Origin of the sequence: Pseudomonas sp. UC 17F4 (genome assembly GCF_900101695.1) — a bacterium.
Lineage (GTDB): Bacteria > Pseudomonadota > Gammaproteobacteria > Pseudomonadales > Pseudomonadaceae > Aquipseudomonas.
The window spans coordinates 3,277,629-3,298,188 of sequence record NZ_FNKV01000001.1 but is presented as its reverse complement, the minus strand read 5'-3'; the positions used below and the strand labels follow the sequence as shown (position 1 = coordinate 3,298,188).

At 61.9% G+C, this 20,560-nt stretch carries 19 protein-coding genes; 9 read left to right on the top strand and 10 right to left on the bottom strand.

Annotation, left to right across the window (positions count from 1 at the left end; genetic code table 11):
* Positions 1–62: 62 nt before the first annotated feature.
* Positions 63–1,592, top strand: a complete 1,530-nt coding sequence (locus BLR26_RS15155; RefSeq protein ID WP_093381921.1) for a catalase — start codon at positions 63–65, stop codon at positions 1,590–1,592.
* Here BLR26_RS15155 and BLR26_RS15150 read toward each other — a convergent pair.
* Positions 1,561–2,592: an AraC family transcriptional regulator gene (locus BLR26_RS15150; protein WP_093381920.1), complete on the bottom strand. Its 1,032-nt coding sequence runs from the start codon at positions 2,590–2,592 to the stop codon at positions 1,561–1,563. The genes BLR26_RS15155 and BLR26_RS15150 overlap by 32 nt on opposite strands.
* A gap of 170 nt (positions 2,593–2,762) precedes the next feature.
* Between BLR26_RS15150 and BLR26_RS15145 the strand changes: the two genes are divergently transcribed.
* From BLR26_RS15145 to BLR26_RS15135, 3 genes are read left to right on the top strand one after another with little or no spacing between them, the layout of a single operon-like run.
* Positions 2,763–3,947 carry an acetyl-CoA C-acyltransferase family protein gene (locus tag BLR26_RS15145; RefSeq protein WP_045198067.1) on the top strand — a complete coding sequence of 395 codons (1,185 nt, stop codon included), beginning with the start codon at positions 2,763–2,765 and terminating at the stop codon, positions 3,945–3,947.
* A 14-nt stretch (positions 3,948–3,961) separates the two neighbouring features.
* Positions 3,962–4,810, top strand: coding sequence for a 3-hydroxybutyryl-CoA dehydrogenase (locus tag BLR26_RS15140; protein WP_093381919.1), 849 nt, complete (start codon positions 3,962–3,964; stop codon positions 4,808–4,810).
* Positions 4,811–4,821: 11 nt separating this feature from the next.
* The gene (locus BLR26_RS15135; RefSeq protein ID WP_093381917.1) at positions 4,822–5,415 is read left to right on the top strand and encodes a TetR/AcrR family transcriptional regulator; all 594 of its coding nucleotides are present in this window, start codon (positions 4,822–4,824) and stop codon (positions 5,413–5,415) included.
* 1 nt (position 5,416) lies between these two features.
* On the opposite strand, the gene BLR26_RS15130 is transcribed toward BLR26_RS15135, so the two are convergent.
* The 7 genes from BLR26_RS15130 to BLR26_RS15100 form a co-directional block, all read right to left on the bottom strand.
* Complete coding sequence (locus BLR26_RS15130) at positions 5,417–6,064, bottom strand: DUF2931 family protein (RefSeq protein WP_093381912.1); 648 nt, start codon at positions 6,062–6,064, stop codon at positions 5,417–5,419.
* Positions 6,057–7,817 (bottom strand): PAAR domain-containing protein, encoded by a 1,761-nt coding sequence (locus BLR26_RS15125; RefSeq protein ID WP_093381911.1) that lies wholly within the window; start codon positions 7,815–7,817, stop codon positions 6,057–6,059. Before BLR26_RS15125 ends, BLR26_RS15130 begins: the two co-directional genes overlap by 8 nt.
* Before the next feature lie 107 nt (positions 7,818–7,924).
* Positions 7,925–8,302, bottom strand: coding sequence for a response regulator (locus tag BLR26_RS15120; RefSeq protein ID WP_093381910.1), 378 nt, complete (start codon positions 8,300–8,302; stop codon positions 7,925–7,927).
* Positions 8,303–8,355: 53 nt separating this feature from the next.
* Positions 8,356–9,582 carry a hybrid sensor histidine kinase/response regulator gene (locus BLR26_RS15115; protein ID WP_045198057.1) on the bottom strand — a complete coding sequence of 409 codons (1,227 nt, stop codon included), beginning with the start codon at positions 9,580–9,582 and terminating at the stop codon, positions 8,356–8,358.
* Entirely contained in the window at positions 9,576–10,151 is a 576-nt protein-coding gene (locus BLR26_RS15110; protein WP_093381909.1) for a chemotaxis protein CheB, read from the bottom strand. The genes BLR26_RS15115 and BLR26_RS15110 overlap by 7 nt, the downstream gene beginning before the upstream one ends.
* Positions 10,148–10,969, bottom strand: a complete 822-nt coding sequence (locus BLR26_RS15105; protein ID WP_045198052.1) for a CheR family methyltransferase — start codon at positions 10,967–10,969, stop codon at positions 10,148–10,150. Before BLR26_RS15105 ends, BLR26_RS15110 begins: the two co-directional genes overlap by 4 nt.
* Entirely contained in the window at positions 10,966–14,457 is a 3,492-nt protein-coding gene (locus tag BLR26_RS15100) for a response regulator (protein ID WP_093381908.1), read from the bottom strand. The genes BLR26_RS15105 and BLR26_RS15100 overlap by 4 nt, the downstream gene beginning before the upstream one ends.
* Positions 14,458–14,753: 296 nt before the next feature.
* Here BLR26_RS15100 and BLR26_RS15095 point away from each other — a divergent pair, with 296 nt between their 5' ends.
* Together BLR26_RS15095 and BLR26_RS15090 are read left to right on the top strand one after the other, a co-directional pair.
* Entirely contained in the window at positions 14,754–15,116 is a 363-nt protein-coding gene (locus BLR26_RS15095) for a response regulator (protein WP_093381907.1), read from the top strand.
* 64 nt (positions 15,117–15,180) lie between these two features.
* Positions 15,181–16,500, top strand: coding sequence for a glycosyltransferase (locus BLR26_RS15090; RefSeq protein ID WP_082075442.1), 1,320 nt, complete (start codon positions 15,181–15,183; stop codon positions 16,498–16,500).
* Here BLR26_RS15090 and cobF read toward each other — a convergent pair.
* Together cobF and BLR26_RS15080 are read right to left on the bottom strand one after the other, a co-directional pair.
* Entirely contained in the window at positions 16,466–17,215 is a 750-nt protein-coding gene (gene cobF, locus BLR26_RS15085; RefSeq protein WP_093381903.1) for a precorrin-6A synthase (deacetylating), read from the bottom strand. The genes BLR26_RS15090 and cobF overlap by 35 nt on opposite strands.
* A gap of 72 nt (positions 17,216–17,287) precedes the next feature.
* Positions 17,288–18,577, bottom strand: a complete 1,290-nt coding sequence (locus tag BLR26_RS15080; RefSeq protein ID WP_093381901.1) for an OprD family porin — start codon at positions 18,575–18,577, stop codon at positions 17,288–17,290.
* Between the two features lie 364 nt (positions 18,578–18,941).
* On the opposite strand from BLR26_RS15080, the gene BLR26_RS15075 reads away from it, so the two are divergent.
* From BLR26_RS15075 to BLR26_RS15065, 3 genes are all read left to right on the top strand, one after another.
* Positions 18,942–19,301, top strand: coding sequence for a histone-like nucleoid-structuring protein, MvaT/MvaU family (locus BLR26_RS15075; RefSeq protein ID WP_093381900.1), 360 nt, complete (start codon positions 18,942–18,944; stop codon positions 19,299–19,301).
* 216 nt (positions 19,302–19,517) lie between these two features.
* Entirely contained in the window at positions 19,518–20,039 is a 522-nt protein-coding gene (gene gloA, locus BLR26_RS15070; RefSeq protein WP_093381899.1) for a lactoylglutathione lyase, read from the top strand.
* Between the two features lie 272 nt (positions 20,040–20,311).
* Positions 20,312–20,560: a hypothetical protein gene (locus BLR26_RS15065; RefSeq protein WP_093381898.1), complete on the top strand. Its 249-nt coding sequence runs from the start codon at positions 20,312–20,314 to the stop codon at positions 20,558–20,560.

Here is a 20,560-nt window from a genome sequence, read left to right as displayed (position 1 = left end):
CTGGGGCTGTTGTCCTGCCGTTTCTATCATCGGCTGCTCTAACCCATGACAGGACAGTCACCATGAGCACCCGACGTTTTTCAGGCTTTACGCTGGGCGTACTCGCCTCGGCCGTATTGATTGCCAGCACGGCATTCGCCGCCCCGCTAACTCGCGACAATGGCGCCCCGGTGGGCGACAACCAGAACTCGCAGACCGCTGGCAGTACCGGCCCCACCCTGCTGCAGGACGTGCAGTTGATCCAGAAGCTGCAGCGTTTTGATCGCGAGCGGGTGCCTGAGCGTGTGGTGCATGCCCGCGGTACCGGTGCCCATGGCGAGTTCACCGCCAGCGCCGATATTTCCGCACTGACCCAGGCCAAGGTATTCACCCCGGGGGAGCGAACCCCGGTGTTCGTGCGCTTCTCCTCGGTGGTGCACGGCCTTCATTCCCCGGAAACCCTGCGCGACCCGCGCGGCTTTGCCACACGTTTCTACACCACCGATGGCAACTGGGACCTGGTCGGCAATAACTTCCCGACCTTCTTCATTCGTGATGCCATCAAGTTCCCGGACATGGTTCACGCCTTCAAGCCCGACCCGCGCACCAACCTTGGCAACGACGCGCGCCGCTTCGACCTGCTCTCGCACATGCCCGAAGCCACCCGCACCCTGACGTTGCTCTACTCCAACGAAGGCACGCCGCTGAGCTACCGGCACATGGATGGCAACAGCGTGCATGCCTACAAGTTCGTCAACCGCGATGGCGAAATCACCTACGTGAAGTTTCGCTGGAAAACTCTGCAAGGTCAGAAAAACCTGAGCCCTGGCGAAGTGGCCAAGATTCAGGGGCATGACTTCAGCCACATGACCAACGACCTGGTCAATTCGATCAATCGTGGTGATCATCCGAAGTGGGACCTGTATATCCAGACGCTCAAGCCCGAGCAGCTCGCCGGTTTTGACTTCGACCCACTGGACCCGACCAAGATCTGGCCAGATGTGCCTGAACAAAAAGTCGGGCAGATGGTACTCAACCGCAATGTCGGCAACTTCTTCCAGGAAACCGAGCAGGTGGCCCTGGCGCCCTCCAACCTGGTGCCGGGCATCGAGCCTTCGGAAGACCGCCTGCTGCAAGGCCGGCTGTTCTCCTATGCCGACACCCAGATGTACCGGGTCGGCGCCAATGCCGCCGGTTTGCCAATCAATCAGCCCAGGGTCAGGATCAATAACGCCAATCAGGATGGTGCCCTTAACAGCGCGCGTAGTGTCAGCGGGGTCAACTACGAGCCCAGCCGCCTGATGCCACGCCCCCCGACCGAGTCGGCACGTTACAGCCAGCAACCCTTGAGCGGCAGCACCCAGCAGCAAGGCATCGAGCGTCAGCAGAACTTCAAACAGGCCGGCGAGCTGTTCCGCTCCTATAGCGCCAACGACCGCCGCGACCTGATCAATAGCTTCGGTGGCTCATTGGCCAGCAGCGACGACGAAAGCAAGCACCTCATCCTCGCGTACCTGTACAAGGCCGACCCTGCCTATGGCAAGGGCGTGGCCAAGGTTGCCGGTGGCGACCTGGTAAGGGTCAAGCAACTGGCGGCGCAGCTGCGGGACTGAGCATGCGCTGGCGGTAACCGCCCGGGCTCTCGCCGGTCCACTTCTTGAACGCCCGGTGGAACGCACTGGGCTCCTGGAAGCCGGTGTGCTCGGCGACTTCGGCAATACTCAGGTGCGTCTGGCGCAGGCACTCAAAGGCCATGGCCCGACGCACTTCATCCTTGATCTGCTGGTACGAACGGCCCTCGCGCTCCAGCTGGCGGCGAAAGCTGCTGGGGCTCAGGCCCTGGCGTTCGGCCATGGCCAGCAGGGTCGGCCACTGGCCGTACTGACGGGCACGCAGATAACGGTACACCTGAGCCACCTGGCCATTCTGGTTGCGGTAGCGAATCACCAGCCACTGCGGTGCGCTGCGCAGGAAGGTCTTCAGCGCCGCCAGGTCCTGGACCACCGGCAGGCGCAGGTAATCGGCGGCAAACTCGATCTCGGTACGGCCACCGCCCGTCTGCACGTTGGCGCCCCACAGCAACGGGTCATCGTCCTGGGCCGGGCGTGTGTCGGCCAGTGCCGTTCGATCGATGACCACGCGTCGCCCGACCAGCCAGCACGCCAGGCTGATCACCAGGGCGAGAAAGGTTTCCTCGGCGTAGACCCGGGTCAGCGGATCTTCGATGCCAGTGCGCAGGCTGATCACCGCGCGCCCACCCTTGATCGTCAACTGCCCGCGGATATCGCGCAGGAACAACGCAAAGTTGTTCAGGCACTGGCGCAGCGCCCTTTCCAGGTTCGGTTCCTGGATCAGCCCGCGGCAGATCAGGGCAAAGCTGCCCAACGGCATGCCATGGCTGTCGAGGTTGAAGAATTCGTCGTCAAGGGTTTCGATCAGCAGCAACCACAGGCGTGCAAACGCGGGCGCCGGCACCCGTGCACCAGGCGCTTGGAGCACCGCCGGGTCGATTCCGGCTTCGACCAGCAGCGCCGCCGCCCGCGCCGGTTGCGCGCGCAGGGCATGGAGCATGGTATGGACGAAATAGACGGCGACTGTATCGTTTTCCCGCATGGCGGATTCCGCAAGGGTGTGGCAAAAAATACCAGTGTCACTGGACAGTTATGGCATAGGCCCGTACGCAGGCTTTGCCTAGACTCGAAGCCAACCTGAAGGTGGCTGCGGGCAGCATTCTGGCAGACGCCGGGCCTGCCCCGCCACGCTTTCGCACACTGGAGTCGATCATGAATACCCCGGACATCTATGTAGTCAGCGCTGTACGCTCGGCCATCGGCAGCTTCGGCGGCGCCCTCAAGGACCTGCCCCTGGCGGACCTGGCCAGCAGCGTGACCCGTGCCGCCATCGAACGTGCAGGCGTTGCCCCCGAGCAGATCGGCCATGTGGTCATGGGCAACGTGATTCCGACCGAGGCGCGCGACGCCTACCTGGCGCGGGTAGCGGCCATGAACGCCGGCATTCCCAAGGAAACCCCGGCATTCAACGTCAACCGCCTGTGTGGCTCGGGCCTGCAGGCCATTGTCTCGGCGGCGCAAAGCCTGCTGCTGGGCGACGCTGAAGCAGTGGTCGCCGCTGGCGCCGAATCCATGAGCCGCGGCCCTTACCTGCTCCCGCAAGCCCGCTGGGGCGCACGCATGGGTGACCTGCAGGGCATCGACTATATGCTCGGCATCCTTCACGACCCGTTCGCCGGCTTTCATATGGGTATCACCGCGGAAAACGTCGCCGAACGCAATGGCATCACCCGCCAGATGCAGGACGAACTGGCCCTGACCAGCCAGCGCCGCGCCGCCCGCGCCATCGCCGAGGGCCGCTTCGCCAGCCAGATCGTGCCGATCGAGATCCCCAGCCGCAAAGGCCCGGTGCGTTTCGAGGTGGATGAACATGTGCGCGGCGAAGTCACCGCAGAGCAACTGGCCGGCATGAAGGCGGTGTTCAAGAAGGACGGTACGGTCACCGCCGGTAATGCCAGCGGCCTGAACGACGGCGCCGGCGCCCTGGTGCTGGCCACAGGTGACTTCGTCAAGCGCCACAACCTGCAGCCGCTGGCACGCCTGGTGGCCTACGCACACGCCGGCGTCGAACCTGAGCTGATGGGCCTGGGCCCGGTACCGGCGACCCGCAAGGTGCTCGACAAGGCCGGCCTGAGCGTTGCCGACCTCGACGTGATCGAATCCAACGAAGCCTTTGCCGCCCAGGCCTGCGCGGTTGCCGGTGAACTGGGCTTCGACCCGGAAAAGGTCAACCCCAACGGCTCGGGCATCTCCCTCGGCCATCCGGTCGGCGCCACCGGGGCGATCATCGCCACCAAGGCCATTCATGAACTGCAGCGCATCCAGGGCCGCTACGCCCTGGCAACCATGTGCATCGGCGGCGGCCAGGGTATCGCCATCGTCTTCGAACGCGTCTGAGCAAGGATTTAAAAGTGAGTATTCAGAACATTGCAGTAATCGGCGCCGGCACCATGGGCAATGGCATTGCCCAGGTCTGTGCGGTTGCCGGTTACCAGGTCACCTTGATCGACGTTTCCGACGCCGCCCTGGAGCGCGGCCTGGCCACCCTGCGCAAGAACCTCGAGCGCCAGGTCAGCAAGCAGACCCTGGCCGCAGAAGATGCCGAAGCCGCCGTGGCACGCATCCGCACCAGCACCGACTACGCGCAACTGCAACAGGCCGAACTGGTGATCGAGGCGGCCACCGAGAACCTCGAGCTCAAGCTGCGCATCCTCAAGCAGATCGCCGCCAGCGTCAGCGAGCAGTGCGTGATCGCCACCAACACCTCGTCGCTGTCGATCACCCAGTTGGGCGCGGCGGTCAGCCAGCCGGAGCGCTTTGTTGGCGTGCACTTCTTCAACCCGGTGCCGATGATGGCCCTGGTCGAGATCATCCGCGGCCTGCAAACCAGTTACGCCACCTACGCCAAGGCCCTGGCCCTGACCGAAAAGGTCGGCAAGACCCCGATCAGCGCCGGCAATCGCCCGGGCTTTGTGGTCAACCGCATCCTGGTGCCGATGATCAACGAGGCGATCTTCGTGCTCCAGGAAGGTCTGGCCAGCGCCGAAGACATCGACACCGGCATGCGCCTTGGCTGCAACCAGCCGATCGGCCCGCTGGCCCTGGCCGACCTGATCGGCCTCGACACCCTGCTGGCGATCATCGAAGCCTTCCACGAAGGTTACAACGACAGCAAGTACCGCCCTGCTCCGCTGCTCAAGGAAATGGTTGCCGCCGGCTACCTGGGGCGTAAAAGCGGTCGCGGCTTTTTCACCTACTAGGGAGCCCTGCCATGGACGCCGCTTTGCGTTGTGCGAACTTTGAAGAGCGGCGTGACAAGGCCCTGGAGCTGTTCGCCGAGAAGGGTTTCGGCCAGGTCAGCATGCGCGAACTGGCCGCCCACCTGGGCCTGACTGCAGGCTCCTTGTACCACCACTTCCCGAGCAAGCAGCACTTGCTGTTCGACCTCATCGAGGAGTTGTTCGAGGAGCTGCTGGCCACCCTTAACCCGGGGCGGCGCAGCCAGCAACAGACCCTGGGCGAGGTGATTGCCGCGCACTGGAGCCTGCATACCGAGCGGCCGCTGCAGTTTCGCCTGGCCGAGCGTGACCTGTGCTGTTTGAGTGTCGAGCAGCAAGCGCGCATCGGCCAACTGCGTCAACAGTATGAAAGCGCCCTGCTGCGCCTGCTGGCGCCCAAGGCAACTCTGCACGGCAAGGCACTGCAAGCCACCGCCCATGTCATCGCCAACCTGCTCAACAGCCTGCCCGGCTGGCTGCAAGCCTCGCAACTGCCCCAGGCCCAGGGCCTGGCGCTGATGGAAAGCATGCTGCTGGGCGGAATCGAGCGGACCCTGCGCGGTGAAAGCCTGAACTCGATGGCCTGACTTACCAGGCGCCATAGGGGATACCGTGGGCGTCGATGTAGGCTTGGGATTCGGGTTCCAGGGGTAGGTAGCCAACGCTGGAGCGCCCCAGGTCCGGTCCCAGTGGCACTATGCGACCGACCGTTCGAGTCACCTTGATGCGCCCAAGGCAAACTCCACGCAGCCAGGTTTGGGCGACACCGCCAGGGGCCAGGCCGATGGTCACGTATGTACGGTAGTTATCGATGACTCGATCATTCAAACGACAATAGGCGCGCTCAGGTTTCAACATGCTGTGGCGCGTTGCCTCAGGAATCTCAATGACTACTTCGTAGGTCTGTGCTTCGGCCAATGATTGCCAGCGAACATAAATCAACTTGGGCAGATCACTGCCCGATACATATTTTCCCGACCCCACTCCCGTGCGCGTTGACCAACCATCCTCAGGCTTGAATGTAAAATCCATTCTGGCGTTCCCGCCCATGACTCGTCTGAACCCGCGGTCCTTGATGTCCAGCACATCGGCAGTCTCAATCCACACGGCCATGTGGGTAGGCGCCACAAAACCCAAATACCATGGGCCAGCAGGCAGCCGAGTACTGTCTTGACCTGCACACCCTGCAAGCAGCAAAGCAGTGAGCAGCAGCACGACTCGCCAGGTACTACTCATTGGGTAATACCGTGCGTTGACCGTTTGCATTCGGCCTATGGATAAACACCACTTCTGTGCTGTCGCGTACTAGATAACCCAGGGGGTTCCAATGGCTGGACAGATGAATGTATCGAGTACGCAATAATGTCTCTTCATCAGGGGTGAGCCCAGTACTGGCCCGATCGCCTAGCGCATAAGCGGTCAGTTTCGCTGCAATCCCCTGAAGCTCATCGGGCAAGTTCGGTTGATCACCAATTTCATGGAACGGCACACCACTTCGTATGCCAAGTTCGCGCATAATGCGCAAATAGACCCACGATAAATCGGCAAACACATCGCGCTCACATCGAATAAAGGCAAATACACGCTTGTACGGGTGTGCGTCTCGATTGGGAATAAAGGGCAGGTCCACCGACCATGTAACTATGTTCATTTGCAATTTCAGGCGTTCCCACTTCGAGCGATTGCGCAAGTAATCTTCCTGTACTTTTAGATAGGACTGGCTCCGTTCGTTGGCCAGGCTACGTAGCTCGACACTGCTACGCGGCCTGGACAGCAAGACTTTTTCTCGCATACGTGGCAGGTAACCTCCACCGACATCAGAGTGCGCACCAGGCACCTCGATATCATTATCGGTTCGGGTCAGAGGGAAATTTTTGCGCCACTCATCCCTTGCCACCAGTTGTACGACCTTATGGGCAACACCTGCCTTGAGGCCCATTTCCACACCAGAGTAGTTAGCGTTCGCCGGACTGAAGTTACCGCGAAGAACCGCAACAATCGCTGCAACAGAATCAAACAGGCCAATAAACTGAATGCTCAAATGACGTTTTGAGTTCCAGTCGAAGTCATCAGAAAGTTTGACGCGCACCGGCCAGCGTGCAGCCAGACCGCCGCGCTTGCCCCTGTGAAGACTGTTAGCAAAGTGCCTCGCCGCGGCAGCGCCTCGACTGAAGCCAAACAGGTCAAATTGCAGTTCGGATACTTTTGCCTGAGGATTTTCATCAAACCAAATGTTGACCTGATTCAAGACCTCGGCGTGTGCCTGTTCTGCCCGAGCAATCACCCCTGTCCCGTATCGACCGGTTGCCTGAGAAAGAGCGGAATCCTTGCCCCCGCTCGTAGTGCCGACCCCTTCGATATAGACCTTGAGCACCACCTGGCGCCTGCCCTGCTGTTCATCACCCCACACCCGATCCTGATACAACTCATACAACCGCGCGACATTGGTCATGTCATTGCCGTAGCTGTCATCCGGCACACTCCCCTGGCCGTCATAGCCATACCTGGCGCAATGGCGACGCACTTCCTCGGCCTCCTCTGCCAGCTCTACATCGCGGGCAAAACACTGGGCGACGGTGGCGCTGTTGGCGAGGTTGTTACCCGTGCCATCAAAGAACACGCCAATACGCAGGGTGACGCCATTGTCTGCCTCGACCTCTTCCTCCTCTTCTTCGAGGGCAATAGCGGGCGGTAGCGTTCGCCCGGTGGTGGTCAGGCCCATGCGTGCGCGCCGCTGGCTGGCAATCAGCGCGTGGCTGCCATAAGGGCAGGCGCAACGCACCAGGTGACCTTCGCCGGCCACCGCCTGGCCGCTTACCCGGTAGGCCAGGTTGCCCTGGGCAATTTCGCCGGTACGCTGGCAGCGAGGGCAATACACCGGGTCGCCCATGCGGGCGATGGGCCGACCGCCAAGCGGGTGCTTTGCGCAGCCATTGCGTACTTCACCACCGGTGCTGGTGGCGTCTCCCTTGCGAACGATCAAGCGCATGCGCCGACTCCCTGTGGCGACTCACAAGGATGCTATCGGACGCTTTTTTACTCGGCGGGGAATATCAGCCAGCCATGCTGGATGGCGTGGGAAGAGTCAGCAGGCTCCTAGCGCAATTGCTCCTGAATCTGCTCGCGCAAGCTGTTCAGGTCGAACGGCTTGGCCAGGATCGGCGCCTTGAAGGCGATCGGGCTGCCTGATTCGCGAATTTCCGCCGGGTAGCCACTGATGAAGATCACCTTCAGGTCCGGGCGCATCTTCACCGCAGGTTCGGCGATCTGCACCCCGGTGATTCCTCCCGGCAAACGAAAATCGGTGACGATCAGGTCCAGGTGCGGCTTGCTCGCGAGAATCTTGAAAGCTTGCTCACCGTTCTCCGCCACCAGCACGTGGTAACCCTCGCCCTTGAGGTAGTCCTCGAGAATCATGCGAATCACTGGCTCGTCTTCGACCACCAGTACTACGTCTTGCGCATCTTCACTCATGCCAATGCCTTGTTCGATAAAATATTCAGCTGTTTGGCTATACGACCCCGGCCTCAGGCAGAGGTTGCCTGGTGCCGGTCATTTTCCCGCAGCGATTGCGGCAGCGGCAGACGCACGGTAAAGGTCGCGCCCGCACCCTCAATGCTGTGCACGCTGATGCTGCCGCCATGGGCCAGCACAATCTGCTCGGAGATATACAGGCCAAGGCCCAGGCCGGCGCTGCTCTGGCTGGAGGCAACCCGCTCGAACTGCTGGAAAATCCGCTGCTGGTTGTGCTCGCTGATGCCGATGCCGTGGTCGCGCACTTCGACGCAGGCCATGCCGCCTTCCTCGAAGGTGCGCACCTGCACCGGGCTTTTCGCCCCATAGCGCAGGGCGTTGGTCAGCAGATTGGCGACCACCTGCTCGATGCGAAACTCGTCCCATACGCCGGCCAGCGGCACGCCGGCGTTGAACTCGATATGCGACTCGGCAGCTGCGGCCTGGGCCTGGAAGTTCTCGATCAAGCCGCCGACCAGTTGCCCGAGGTCGAACTGGCTTGGGCGGATCGACAGCTTGCCGGTGCGGATCCGCGACACGTCGAGCATGTCTTCGATCAAGCGGATCAGGCTGTTGATCTGCCGCTCGTCGCGCTCGACCATGGCGCGCATCTTGTCCAGGGTAAAGGCATCGGCGTTGTCCTTGGCCAAGTGCAGCTTGCGCAACTGGGTTTCCAGAATCAGGCCGTTGAGCGGCGTGCGCACCTCATGGGAGACGATCGACATGAAGTCATCGCGCATGCGCACCGCGTGCTCAAGCTCCCGGCGGGTCACCTGCAACTGGGCCAGCAGCAGTTCCTGCTCTTCGCGGCTGCGCTCCAGGGCTTCCAGTTGCTGGCCGAGGGCCTTGCGCTGGCGGAACAGGTCGACGAACACCGCCACCTTGCTTTTCACCGCCAGGCTGTCCAGCGGCTTGTGCAGGAAGTCCACCGCGCCGCTTTCATAACCCTTGAAGGCATAGTTCATTTCGCGCCCGGCGGCGCTGACGAAGACGATGGGGATGTTCTTGGTCTTCTCGGTGCCGCGCATCAGTTCGGCCAGCTCGAAGCCGTTCATGCCGGGCATCTGCACGTCAAGAATGGCCAGGGCGAATTCGTGCTCGAGCAGCAGCGCCAGCGCCTGGTCGGCGGACTGGGCCTGGTGCACCTCGCGGTCTTCGCCTTTGATCAACGCCTCCAGGGCCAGGAGGTTCTCCGGCAGGTCGTCGACGATCAGCAGTTTTGCTTGTATGTGCCTTAGCATTCTGGGGCTTCCAGGCTGGCGAGCAGTTGCCCGATGCCATTCAAAGGGAGTATGTAGTCGGGCCGATGCAGGGCCAGCGCCGCACGCGGCATGGTCGACACTTGCGCTTCAAGCGGGTCCTGGACAATGGTCCGGCCGCCTTGGCGCTTGATGCAGGCAAGGCCGCGGGCACCGTCCTCGTTGGCACCGGTCAGCAGCACGCCAAGCAGGCTCGCGCCGTAGGCATCGGCGGCCGACTCGAAAAGGAAATCGATTGAAGGCCGGGAAAAATGCACGCGCTCTTCCTGGCTCAACGACAGGCTGTGGTCGCGCTCCACCGACAGGTGATAACCGGGCCCGGCCACATAAATGGTGCCGGGGGCGATGTCTTCCTTGTCGCGCGCTTCGCGCACCGGGCGCTTGAGCCTGCGGGCAAGGACCTCGGCCAGTTGGCTGCGCCGGTCATCCGGCAAGTGCAGCACGCACAGCAGCGGAATGCGAAACGCCGGCGGCAAGGCATGAAACACCGTGAGCAAGGCACTGACGCCGCCCGCCGAAGCGCCCAGGGTAATCGCCTGAACGCCGTTCATGATTTGCGGTAGATCCGTTCGGGCTTGACCAGCGCCTCGAACTTGTCGGCATAGGCCGAAAAGTCCAGGGTTTCCTTGCTGCCCAGCACCAGAAAGCCGCGATGGCACAATGACTCGTGAAACAGGCCAAACGCGCGATCCTGCAGGGTCTTGTTGAAGTAGATCAGCACGTTGCGGCAGGAGATCAACTGGGTTTCGGAGAACACGCTGTCGGTGGCCAGGCTGTGGTCGGCGAAGGTCACATTGTCGCGCAGGCTGCTGTCGACGATGGCGTTGCCATAGGCCGAGGTGTAGTAGTCGCTGAGCTCGCCGCGCCCGCCGGCCTTGCGGTAGTTGTCACCATACAGGCGCATGTTGTGCATGCTGTAGATGCCCTGCTTGGCCTTCTCCAGGGAGCTGGGGTTGATGTCGGTGGCATAGATGATGGTGCGCTCCAGCAAGCCTTCTTCACGCAGCAGGATGGCCATCGAATAGACCTCCTCGCCGGTGCTGCAACCGGCGATCCAGATCTTGATCGACGGCCAGGTACGCAGCAGCGGCACCACTTCCTGGCGCACTGCAAGGAAGTGCTCGGGGTCGCGGAACATCTCGCTGACCGGGATGGTCAGGAACTGCAGCAACTGCATGAACATGCCCGGGTCGTGCAGCACCCGCTCCTGCAGGGCCGAGACGGTCTTGCAGTCGAACTGGCGCAATGCGTGCTGGATCCGGCGCTTGATCGAGGCGCCGGAGTAATCGCGAAAGTCATAGCTGTACTTGAGGTAGATCGCCTCGATCAGCAGCCGTATTTCAATGTCGGTGTTGCGTTCGATACTCAAATTCGCTCCAGTTGCGGCAGCCAGACACGGATCAGCGAGAACAACCGGTCAAGGTCGATGGGCTTGGCCAGGTAGTCATTGGCCCCGGCCTGCAGGCAACGCTCCTGGTCATCCTTCATCGCCTTGGCGGTGACGGCGATGATCGGCAGTTTGCGCCAGCGCGGGTCCTTGCGGATCAGGCGGGTGGCTTCGTAGCCGTCCATCTCCGGCATCATCACGTCCATCAGCACCAGGTCGATGTCCTCGTGCTGCTCCAGGCGCTCGATGGCTTCGCGGCCATTGCGCCCGATCTCGACAATCGCGCCCTTGTGTTCCAGGGCACTGGTCAGGGCAAAGATATTGCGCACATCGTCATCCACCAGCAGCAGCTTGCGGCCCTCGAAGACCTTGTCGCGGCTGCGCGCGGTCTTGAGCATGCGCTGTCTTTCATGGGACAGCTTGGATTCGACTTTGTGCAGAAAAAGCGTCACTTCATCGAGCAGGCGCTCGGGCGAGCGCGCGCCCTTGATGATGATCGAGCGCGAGTACTTGAGCAGGTCGGCTTCTTCTTCGCGGGTCAGGTTGCGCCCGGTGTAGACGATCACCGGCGGGAACGCGCGGATGTCGTCGTCGGACATGCGCTTGAGCAGCTCGTTGCCGAGCATGTCCGGTAGCTTGAGGTCGATGATCATGCAGTCGTAGATATTCTCGCGCAGCAGGTCCAGGGCCTGCTGAGCCATGCCCACCGCGGTGATCTCGATGTCTTCGTCGCCGATCAGGCGGGCAATGCTTTCGCGCTGCAGGTCATCGTCCTCGACCAGCAGGATGTGCTTGAGCTTCTGGGTCAGCTTGGCTTCCAGGCGCGCGAACACCTGCTTGAGCTCTTCGCGGGTGGCAGGTTTGACCGCGTAGCCGATGGCGCCCATGTGCAGCGCCGCCTCGACCCGGTCCTCGACCGAGATCACATGCACCGGAATGTGCCGGGTGCTGGCCTGCTCTTTAAGGCGCTGCAGCACGGTGAGACCGGAATGGTCCGGCAGGCGCATGTCCAGCAACACCGCATCGGGAATGAAGCTCGCCGCCAGTTCAAAGCCCTCGTCGGCAGCCTGGGCCACCAGGCAGCTGTAGCCCAGTTCGTGGGCCAGGTCGAAGAGGATACGGGCGAAATTCGGCTCGTCTTCGATCACCAGGATCAAGCGGTTGCTGAACGGCGCCTTGTCGCGGTCGTCGGCAAAGCTCGGCGCCGGGCGTGCTAGCGGCGCAGGCGCAACGGGTGCCGGCAACGGCGCGCTGACCAGGCGCGCTGGCTGATGAACGATCTGCACCGGGCTCTGGTCGACAATCGGCTCGTAGCGCTCCGGCAGGACCAGGCTGAACACACTGCCCTGGCCCAGACTGCTGTCGACACTGATCTGCCCGCCCAGCAACTGCGCCAGGTCACGCGAGATCGACAGGCCCAGGCCGGTGCCGCCATACCGGCGATTGGTGGTGCCATCGGCCTGGTGGAAGGCTTCGAAGATGCTCTGCTGCTGGTCGGCGGCGATGCCGATGCCGCTGTCGCGCACCGAGAAGACAATCCCGGCGCCGGGCTGCCAGCCGATAGTGAGGCTGACTTCGCCGCGTTCGGTGAACTTCACCGCGTTGGACAACAGGTTCTTGAGGATCTGCTCCAGGCGCTGGCGATCGGTGTACAGGGTCGCCGGCACCTGCGGCTCGACCGACACCGTAAAGCGCAGCTGCTTCTCGCTGGCCAGCGGCTCGAACAAGTTGCGCAGGCCTTCGCTCAGGCGCGCCACGTGGGTGGTTTCCGGGCGCACTTCAAGCTTGCCGGCCTCGACCTTGGCAATGTCGAGAATATCGTTGATCAGGTTGAGCAGGTCGTTGCCCGCCGAGTAGATCGACTCGGCAAACTTGACCTGCTCGCCGGTGAGGTTCTCTTCGCCGTTCTCGGCCAACAGCTTGGCCAGGATCAGCGAACTGTTGAGCGGTGTGCGCAGCTCGTGGGACATGTTGGCGAGGAACTCGGACTTGTACTTGCTCGAGCGCTGCAGCTCTTCGGCGCGCTCCTGCAGTTCGACCTGAGCCTGGTTCAGCTCGCCGTTCTTGCGGTCCAGCACGTCGCGCTGCTCGGCCAGGGCTTCGGTGCGCTCGGCCAGTTGCTCGTTGGTCTGCTCAAGCTCGGCCTGCTGGGTTTCCAGGTGCGCCTGGGACTCCTTGAGCACCCGCGATTGCTCTTCGAGCTCTTCGTTGGCGGTTTTCAGCTCTTCCTGCTGCACCTGCAGCTCTTCGTTGAGCTGCTGGGTTTCGGCCAGCACTTCCTGCAGGCGCTGGCGGTAGCGGGCGCTCTCGATCGAAGTGCCCATGTTGCCGGCCACCAGCTCGAGGAATTCGATGTCGCGTTCATCCAGGCTGCGCAAGAAGCCCAGTTCGACCACGCCGTTGATCTGCCCGTCGTTGCTGGTCGGCATCACCAGCACGCTGCGCGGCAGGCCCTGGCCCAGGCCGCTGCTGACCTTGAAGTAGTCAGCCGGCAACTCGTCCAGGCGCAACAGGCGCTCCTGCATCACCGCCTGGGCCAGAATGCCTTCGTGGCTGCCGACCAACTGCTCTTGCCCGGCCTGCTCGGCCGACATGCCGTAAGTGGCCACCCGGCGCAGGCCGCCGTGCTCGTCACGGGCGTACATGGCGCCGACAGCACTGCCCAGGTAACCGGCAAAAAAACGCAGGATGTTGTTGCCGAGCATCGGCAGGGTCAGTTGCCCCAATACCTGGCCGGCCAGCTCGGTCTGCCCGGTACGCAGCCAGGCCTGGCGTTCCAGGCGCTGATTGGCCCGTTGCTGCGACTCAAGGCTGCTGGCGTAGCTGCCCGACAGCGCCAGCAGGTCGCGGCGCCCCAGGTAGGCCAGCAGGCCACTGAGCAGGATGACAAACACCAGGTATGCCGAAATCGACACGATGGTGGTGGTATTCACCGTGTCGTTGCGGGCCACCCGCAGCTGATGCTCCATGGCAATGAACGCGTCGAACTCCTTGCGGATCTCGTCGGTCAGGCGCTTGCCCCGTCCGGAGCCGACGGCCTCGCGGAAATTACCGTTGTCGCGGCGCAGGCTGATCATGTTTGCGGCGAAGGTGTTCCACTCATCCTGCAGGCCCAGTAGGCGCTGCAGGCGGTCAACCTGCTGCGGGTTGTCGGCCACCAGTTGTTCCAGGCCCTTGATGCCGGCAATCACCTGCGGCTTGGCCACCTCATAGGGGTCGAGAAAGCGCTCCTCGCCGGTGATCAGGAAGCCGCGCATGCCGGTTTCCATGTCGATCGACAGTTTCACCGTCTCGTTGGCGTTGTTGATCACCCGGTCGGTGTGCTCGACCCATTGAATGGCCGACAGCAGGTAGCTGATGATCGTCACGAACACCACCGCACTGAGCAGCCCTACCCCCAGGGGCAGGCCGATGTTGCGGGTCAGCAGCTTGCGAAAGCTGCGCTGATCGATTGAGGCTGGTTGAATCATCTCAAGACGCCCGAGCAAAGGAAGCAAACGAAAGAGTGTGGCGGAATTTTCGAGTAATCGTTCTATTTTCCGCGGGAACGGCCATTCTGCCAGCCCTTCCTACTCCGAGTCTAAACGCCTTTGGCCATTCTGGCAGGGCATTTAGCCAGCATTTGAGAGGTGTCGCGCGCAAACGTTCCCTGCTTTTTCAATGACCGCTATGCTGTTCATTCGGGAGGCTTTTTTCAGCGCAGAGGGAACTTCAGGGCGTGCCCGGCTTACAGATAATGAACAGACTTTTGTACAGGAATACCGCCATGCCGCAGACATCCCCGCCCCTGCTCGTCGTTGAAGATGACGATATCGTGCGCATGCTGACGGTCGAGGTGCTTGAAGAGCTGGGCTATCAGGTGCTGGAAGCGGCTGATGCGCACACGGCGCTGGTGGTTTTGCAAAACACGCAACAATCCCTGGCCTTGATGCTCACCGATGTCGGCCTGCCGGACATGAACGGCAAGGACCTGGCCGTCAAAGCCCGGGAACTGCGGCCGGAGCTGCCGGTGCTGTTTGCCAGCGGCTATGGCGACGTTGACATACCGCTCGGCATGCACCAGATAACCAAGCCGTTCAGCATCGACCAGTTGCGTGACAAGGTGCAGGGTATTCTCCAGGCCATTTAGTGCACCTACCGGCCCGCCCGGAATCTGCTTTAATACGCACTTTTTGCCAAGGTCCCCGATGCCCATGCCCGCCCCTGCCCTCAACGTCCTGGTCATCGGTTACGTGTGGCCCGAACCGCGCTCTTCGGCCGCCGGCTCGCACATGATGCAGATCCTTGAAAGCTTCGTGCAGCGCGGTTGGCGCGTCACCTTCAGCAGCCCCGCAGCCATTGGCGAGCACAAGGCCGACCTGGCGAGCCTGGGCATCGGCGAACAGGCCATTGCCCTCAACGACAGCAGCTTCGACGCGTTTGTCAGCGAACTGGCCCCGGACGTGGTGCTGTTCGACCGCTTCATGATGGAAGAGCAGTTCGGCTGGCGCGTCGAAAAACATTGCCCCAACGCCCTGCGCGTGCTGGAAACCTCCGACCTGCAAAGCCTGCGCGATGCCCGCCAGCAACTGCTGCGCCGGCGCCTGATCGAAGGGCTGGACCCGAATGACTTTCGCGCGCTGTTCAACACCTCCGGCCCCGACCTCTATCGGCAGATGGCCAGCGCCGACCTGACCCTGCGCGAACTCGCCGCCATTTACCGCAGCGACCTGAGCCTGATGATTTCCGATGTCGAGATCGACCTGCTGATCAACGGCTTCGGCGTGCCCGAGCACTTGCTGCACTGGTGCCCGCTGATGCTCGACGCCCCCAGCGAGCCGTTCAAGCCATTTGCCGAGCGCGCGCATTTTCTCAGCATCGGCAACTTTCGCCATGCGCCTAACTGGGACGCGGTGCTGTGGATGAAGAACAGCCTGTGGCCGATGATCCGCCGGCGCCTGCCACAGGCGCAGCTGCACATCTACGGCGCCTACACCCCGCCCAAGGCCACGGCGCTGCACAAACCCGCCGAGGGTTTTCACATCATGAACTGGGCTGAAGACGCCCTGGAGGTGATGAGCAACGCGCGCATTTGCCTGGCGCCGCTGCGCTTTGGCGCCGGGATCAAGGGCAAGCTCACCGACGCCATGCAGTGCGGTACCCCCAGCGTCACCACTCCCATCGGCGCCGAAGCCATGCACGGCGCCCTGCCCTGGCCCGGGGCAATCGCCGAAACCGCCGAAGGCCTGGCCGAAGCCGCCGCCGCCCTGTACAGCGATGAAGCACGCTGGAACCGCGCCCAGCAGGACGCGCTGCGCTTGCTCGGCGCACGCTACGACCGGCGCCAGCACGCCAGCGCCCTGGTCGAGCGTATCGAGTACGCCCTGGCCGACCTCGACCAGCACCGGCTGTTCAACTTCACCGGCGCCATGCTCCGTCACCACCAGCACAAAAGTACCCAGTACATGTCGCAGTGGATCGAGGCCAAGAACCGCCTGGCTACAGCGGCCGACGCAGCAGATAAGTGTCCATGATCCAGCCCTTGCGCGCCCGTGCCTGTTCACGGGCGGCGAGGATCTGCGCCTTGACCTCCAGTAGCGGCCCGGCGATCAGGACCTGATCGGCGCTACCCAGGTAAGCGCCCCAGTAGATATGCAACTGCGGATCGTCCAGCGCGGCAAAGGCGCACTGGCCGTCGAGCATCACCACCAGGTTGTCGATGCACGGCTGTTCAGCCAGGCGCCGGCCAGGCAGCACGGTCAGCGGCTCGCCGATACGGTTCAAGGGAATACGGTGAGCGGCGGCCAGGGCCTGGACGCTGCTGATGCCGGGGATCACCTCAAGCGACAGGGCCACGCCACGGGCCTGGACCAGGTCGAGAATACGCAGGGTGCTGTCGTACAGGGTCGGCTCGCCCCAGAGCAGGAAAGCGCCGCATTCGCCGTCAGCCAGTTCGTTTTCGATCAGGTTGGCGTACAACGCCGCACGCTGCTGGTGCCAGTCCTCGACGGCGCCAACGTAATCGCTGGCAGCGCCATCGCGCAGGGGGTCTTCGACCTGCACCAGGCGATAGCCGGGCTTATCAATGTAACACTCGAGAATGTTCTTGCGCAGTTGCAGCAATTCGTCCTTGACCGCACCCTTGTCGAGCACGAAGAACACCTGGGCCCGGTTCAGCCCGTCGATGGCTTGCAAGGTAATCTGGCGCGGATTGCCCGGCCCGATACCGATCAACAGCAGTTGTTTCATTGCACGTCGCTTCCATGATTCGGCCAGCCTTCATAGTCGGCTGGCCGAAGCACAATGGCAACGTACTGCGCTTTAGAAAATCGAGAAGTTGTAGCTGACGATCACCCGGGTTTCGTCCATGTCGCGGGCATACTTCTCATAGTTGCTGCGGTAGGTGGAGTTACGCAGGCGCACGCTGACATCCTTGAAGGTGCCGCTCTGGACCTGGTACTTGAGTTCGCTGTCGCGCTCCCACTCCTTGCCCTCGGCCAGGCTGCCCGGAACCTTGATATGGTCGCCGTTGATGTAGCGGGTAAAGAAGCTCAGGCCCGGTACACCCATGGCCTTGAAGTCGTAGTCGTAGCGCAGCTGCCAGGAACGCTCCTGGGCCGCCGCGAAGTCGTTGACCTGGGCGTAGTTGACCAGGTACGGGTTGCTGCCATCCAGGTACGGCATGGCGTTCTCGCCATACATGCGCTGCCAGCCGGCGCTGACCTTGTGACCACCAAGGCTGTAGCCGAGCATACCGCTGAAGGCGCGGTGATCGATGTCACCGGCGCGGGCACGGCCAATGTCATCGCTTTTTATCAGGCGCAGGTCGGCCGACAGGCTGCCGACGCTCAGCGGCTGGCTGGCCACCAGGCCGAAAAAGTGCTGGCGGTAGATGTTTTCAAGTTTGCCTACCTGGTATTGCGCACTGAGGCGGTCATTGAACTTGTAGTCGATCCCGGCCATGTCGAAATGATCGGCCGTGGTACCACAGGCGTAGCGCTTGTTCTTGCAGTGAACGCGAATGTCCTCGCGGTCGGTCGAGTCCCGCGCGGTGTACTTGTCCAGGCGCGCCACGGTGAACTTCAGGTCCTTGAATTCTTCGGAACTCAGCATCGCGCCCTGGAACATCGTCGGCAACAGGCGGCCGTCGTTGTACTTGAGCAGCGGCATGTCCGGCATCATCGAACCGACCTTGAGCACAGTCTGCGAATAACGCATCTTGCCGGCTACGCCCATCTTCGCGTACTGGTCTACCGAACCACGCGGATCATGTCCGCTGGAGGGCAACAGACCACTGTTGCTATCGGCCGGACTGGAGTCGAGTTTGAAGCCGAGCATGCCGATGGCATCTACACCAAATCCTACAGTGCCTTCGGTATAACCAGACTGCACATTGAGAATAAAGCCCTGGGCCCACTCTTCGCGTTTCGACGCGCCCTGGTCGGAACTGGTATGACCATCGCGAAAGTCACGATTGAAGTAGACGTTGCGTGCTTCGACTTTGGCGCTGCTGTCTTGAAGAAAACCAGCGGCCTGTGTCGAGACAGCAGCAAACATCGCGAGCAGGCCGACAAGGCTGCGCCCGGGCGCGAGAGGGTATGGGGCAAACATGAGAAGCGAAATCCGAAAGAAAGGCAAAAAACAACCGGCGCCGATCCCGGCGCCGACAATGCTCCCAGCGTCGATGGCAGTCGACGGTGACCGATCATGATCTCGCAACCGCTCTATTCCGGGCCATTGGACCATGGTCTAAGGCCGCTGGCGGAATATTGACTAGTTCTTTGGTCAAGGTCCGGTGGCAATTAAGAAAGTTCCATAACACACAATATAAAAGTTTAATGTTTACCCACTGCGCGACGACTACTACACTCTTTATTAGTGCGATGTTGTGCCCAACCCGGTGGCGGCTGCGTTATACAGAATGTTGCTATCTACACGCATGCCGGGCCACTGCAGACTTAAAGGAGTGATGACAGTGTCCAGACTTGCAGAGTTCCGCGCCGCCGAAAAGGCCCTTCAGGAACAAATGGCGCAATTGGAGGCGCTGAAAAAGGACGCCGGCCTGAAGCGTGAAATCGAGTTCGAGAAGAAACTTGTCGACCTGATGAAACACTACGACAAGGGCCTGCGCGATATTGTCGCGATCCTCGACCCGAAGGCTACCCACAAAGCCCCGCCCAGTGCACCGAAACAACGCCGTGCGCGGGTGGTAAAGGTTTATGAAAACCCGCACACCGGCGAGTTGATCGAAACCAAGGGTGGCAACCACCGCGGCCTCAAGGCCTGGAAGGAGCAGTACGGGGCCAAGACTGTCGACAGCTGGTTGCGCAGGTGAAAAAACCCTTCACACTTTTTTCACATCGACTGGCTCAGGATGAAGACTGCTAACGGACTAGCGCCCCATACGCCCGCTTCGGCGGGCTTCTAATTCTTGCGCCCCGCCCCACAAAGGCGGGGCGCAAATCGTTTGCGCAATCGCTTCAGTTCCGTATCATGACGCCCTGACTGTTTTGCTGGCAGCGCTGTTGCCAGCCTCAAATGCGGAGAGCCCATGAGCCTGAACCATCTCGACACCCTCCCTGGTGTCACCGCGCAACCGGATGCCGCGACCCACAAATTCGTTTTCAACCACACCATGCTGCGGGTCAAGGACGTTGCCAAGTCCCTGGACTTCTACACCCGCGTGCTGGGCTTCAGCCTGGTCGAGAAGCGCGACTTCCCCGAGGCCGAGTTCAGCCTGTACTTCCTCGCCCTGGTCGACAAGGCGCAGATCCCGGCCGATGCTGCCCAGCGCACCGAGTGGATGAAATCGATCCCGGGCATTCTCGAGCTGACCCACAACCACGGCACCGAAAACGACGCCGGGTTTGCCTACCACAACGGCAACACCGACCCGCGTGGCTTCGGTCATATCTGCATCTCGGTGCCGGACATCCGTGCTGCCTGCGAGCGTTTCGAGCAACTGGGCGTCACCTTCCAGAAGCGCCTGAGCGACGGCCGCATGAAGCACCTGGCATTTATCAAGGACCCGGATGACTACTGGGTCGAGATCATCCAGCCGACCGAGTTCTGATCCTTCTCGCCGGTTCCCACGGTGTGCGCCAGAGCTGTGGGAGCCGGGCTTGCCGGCGATCGAGCGCGCAGCGCTCGCAGCCAACTATTACACCTGCAAATCACGTATTACGGTCTAGCTTCCGAGGATCACGCCCCATCAACGGATTGCTGCCGGCGTTTCGCTGAAGCTGACGTTCGTCGGCCCGGATCCAACCGCGCCGCTGCTGTGGTATACCCGAAAAAGCACCCTGACTGAGGCGCTTTCGATACCACAGCAGCGAGGTAAGGACGATGAGAACCCTTCAATGCGAGCATCGCAACCACACCATCACCGCCAGCGTCGAAACCCACCCCGGCATCCCCACGCCCTATAACGCCGGCTGCCTGATCACCGATCCCGAAGGCCACACCAGCCGGCGCTTGTCATTGCCGGTGAAGATGGCCTACCTGGCCGACCTGGAAAACGCCCAGCATGCGGCGCTGGCCCACGGCAAGTGGCTGGTCGATCAGCAACTGGACAGGCGCCAGCAGCTGTTCTGA

Coding starts and splice junctions, on each gene's coding strand:
- BLR26_RS15155 (WP_093381921.1), top strand. CDS start 63: ATGAGCACCCGACGTTTTTCAGGCTTTACGCTGGGCGTACTCGCCTCG.
- BLR26_RS15110 (WP_093381909.1), bottom strand. CDS start 10,151: ATGAACGGCGTTCAGGCGATTACCCTGGGCGCTTCGGCGGGCGGCGTC.
- BLR26_RS15125 (WP_093381911.1), bottom strand. CDS start 7,817: ATGCGCTTGATCGTTCGCAAGGGAGACGCCACCAGCACCGGTGGTGAA.
- BLR26_RS15145 (WP_045198067.1), top strand. CDS start 2,763: ATGAATACCCCGGACATCTATGTAGTCAGCGCTGTACGCTCGGCCATC.
- BLR26_RS15130 (WP_093381912.1), bottom strand. CDS start 6,064: ATGAGTAGTACCTGGCGAGTCGTGCTGCTGCTCACTGCTTTGCTGCTT.
- BLR26_RS15135 (WP_093381917.1), top strand. CDS start 4,822: ATGGACGCCGCTTTGCGTTGTGCGAACTTTGAAGAGCGGCGTGACAAG.
- BLR26_RS15150 (WP_093381920.1), bottom strand. CDS start 2,592: ATGCGGGAAAACGATACAGTCGCCGTCTATTTCGTCCATACCATGCTC.
- BLR26_RS15065 (WP_093381898.1), top strand. CDS start 20,312: ATGAGAACCCTTCAATGCGAGCATCGCAACCACACCATCACCGCCAGC.
- BLR26_RS15100 (WP_093381908.1), bottom strand. CDS start 14,457: ATGATTCAACCAGCCTCAATCGATCAGCGCAGCTTTCGCAAGCTGCTG.
- BLR26_RS15095 (WP_093381907.1), top strand. CDS start 14,754: ATGCCGCAGACATCCCCGCCCCTGCTCGTCGTTGAAGATGACGATATC.
- BLR26_RS15120 (WP_093381910.1), bottom strand. CDS start 8,302: ATGAGTGAAGATGCGCAAGACGTAGTACTGGTGGTCGAAGACGAGCCA.
- BLR26_RS15115 (WP_045198057.1), bottom strand. CDS start 9,582: ATGCTAAGGCACATACAAGCAAAACTGCTGATCGTCGACGACCTGCCG.
- gloA (WP_093381899.1), top strand. CDS start 19,518: ATGAGCCTGAACCATCTCGACACCCTCCCTGGTGTCACCGCGCAACCG.
- cobF (WP_093381903.1), bottom strand. CDS start 17,215: ATGAAACAACTGCTGTTGATCGGTATCGGGCCGGGCAATCCGCGCCAG.
- BLR26_RS15080 (WP_093381901.1), bottom strand. CDS start 18,577: ATGTTTGCCCCATACCCTCTCGCGCCCGGGCGCAGCCTTGTCGGCCTG.
- BLR26_RS15090 (WP_082075442.1), top strand. CDS start 15,181: ATGCCCGCCCCTGCCCTCAACGTCCTGGTCATCGGTTACGTGTGGCCC.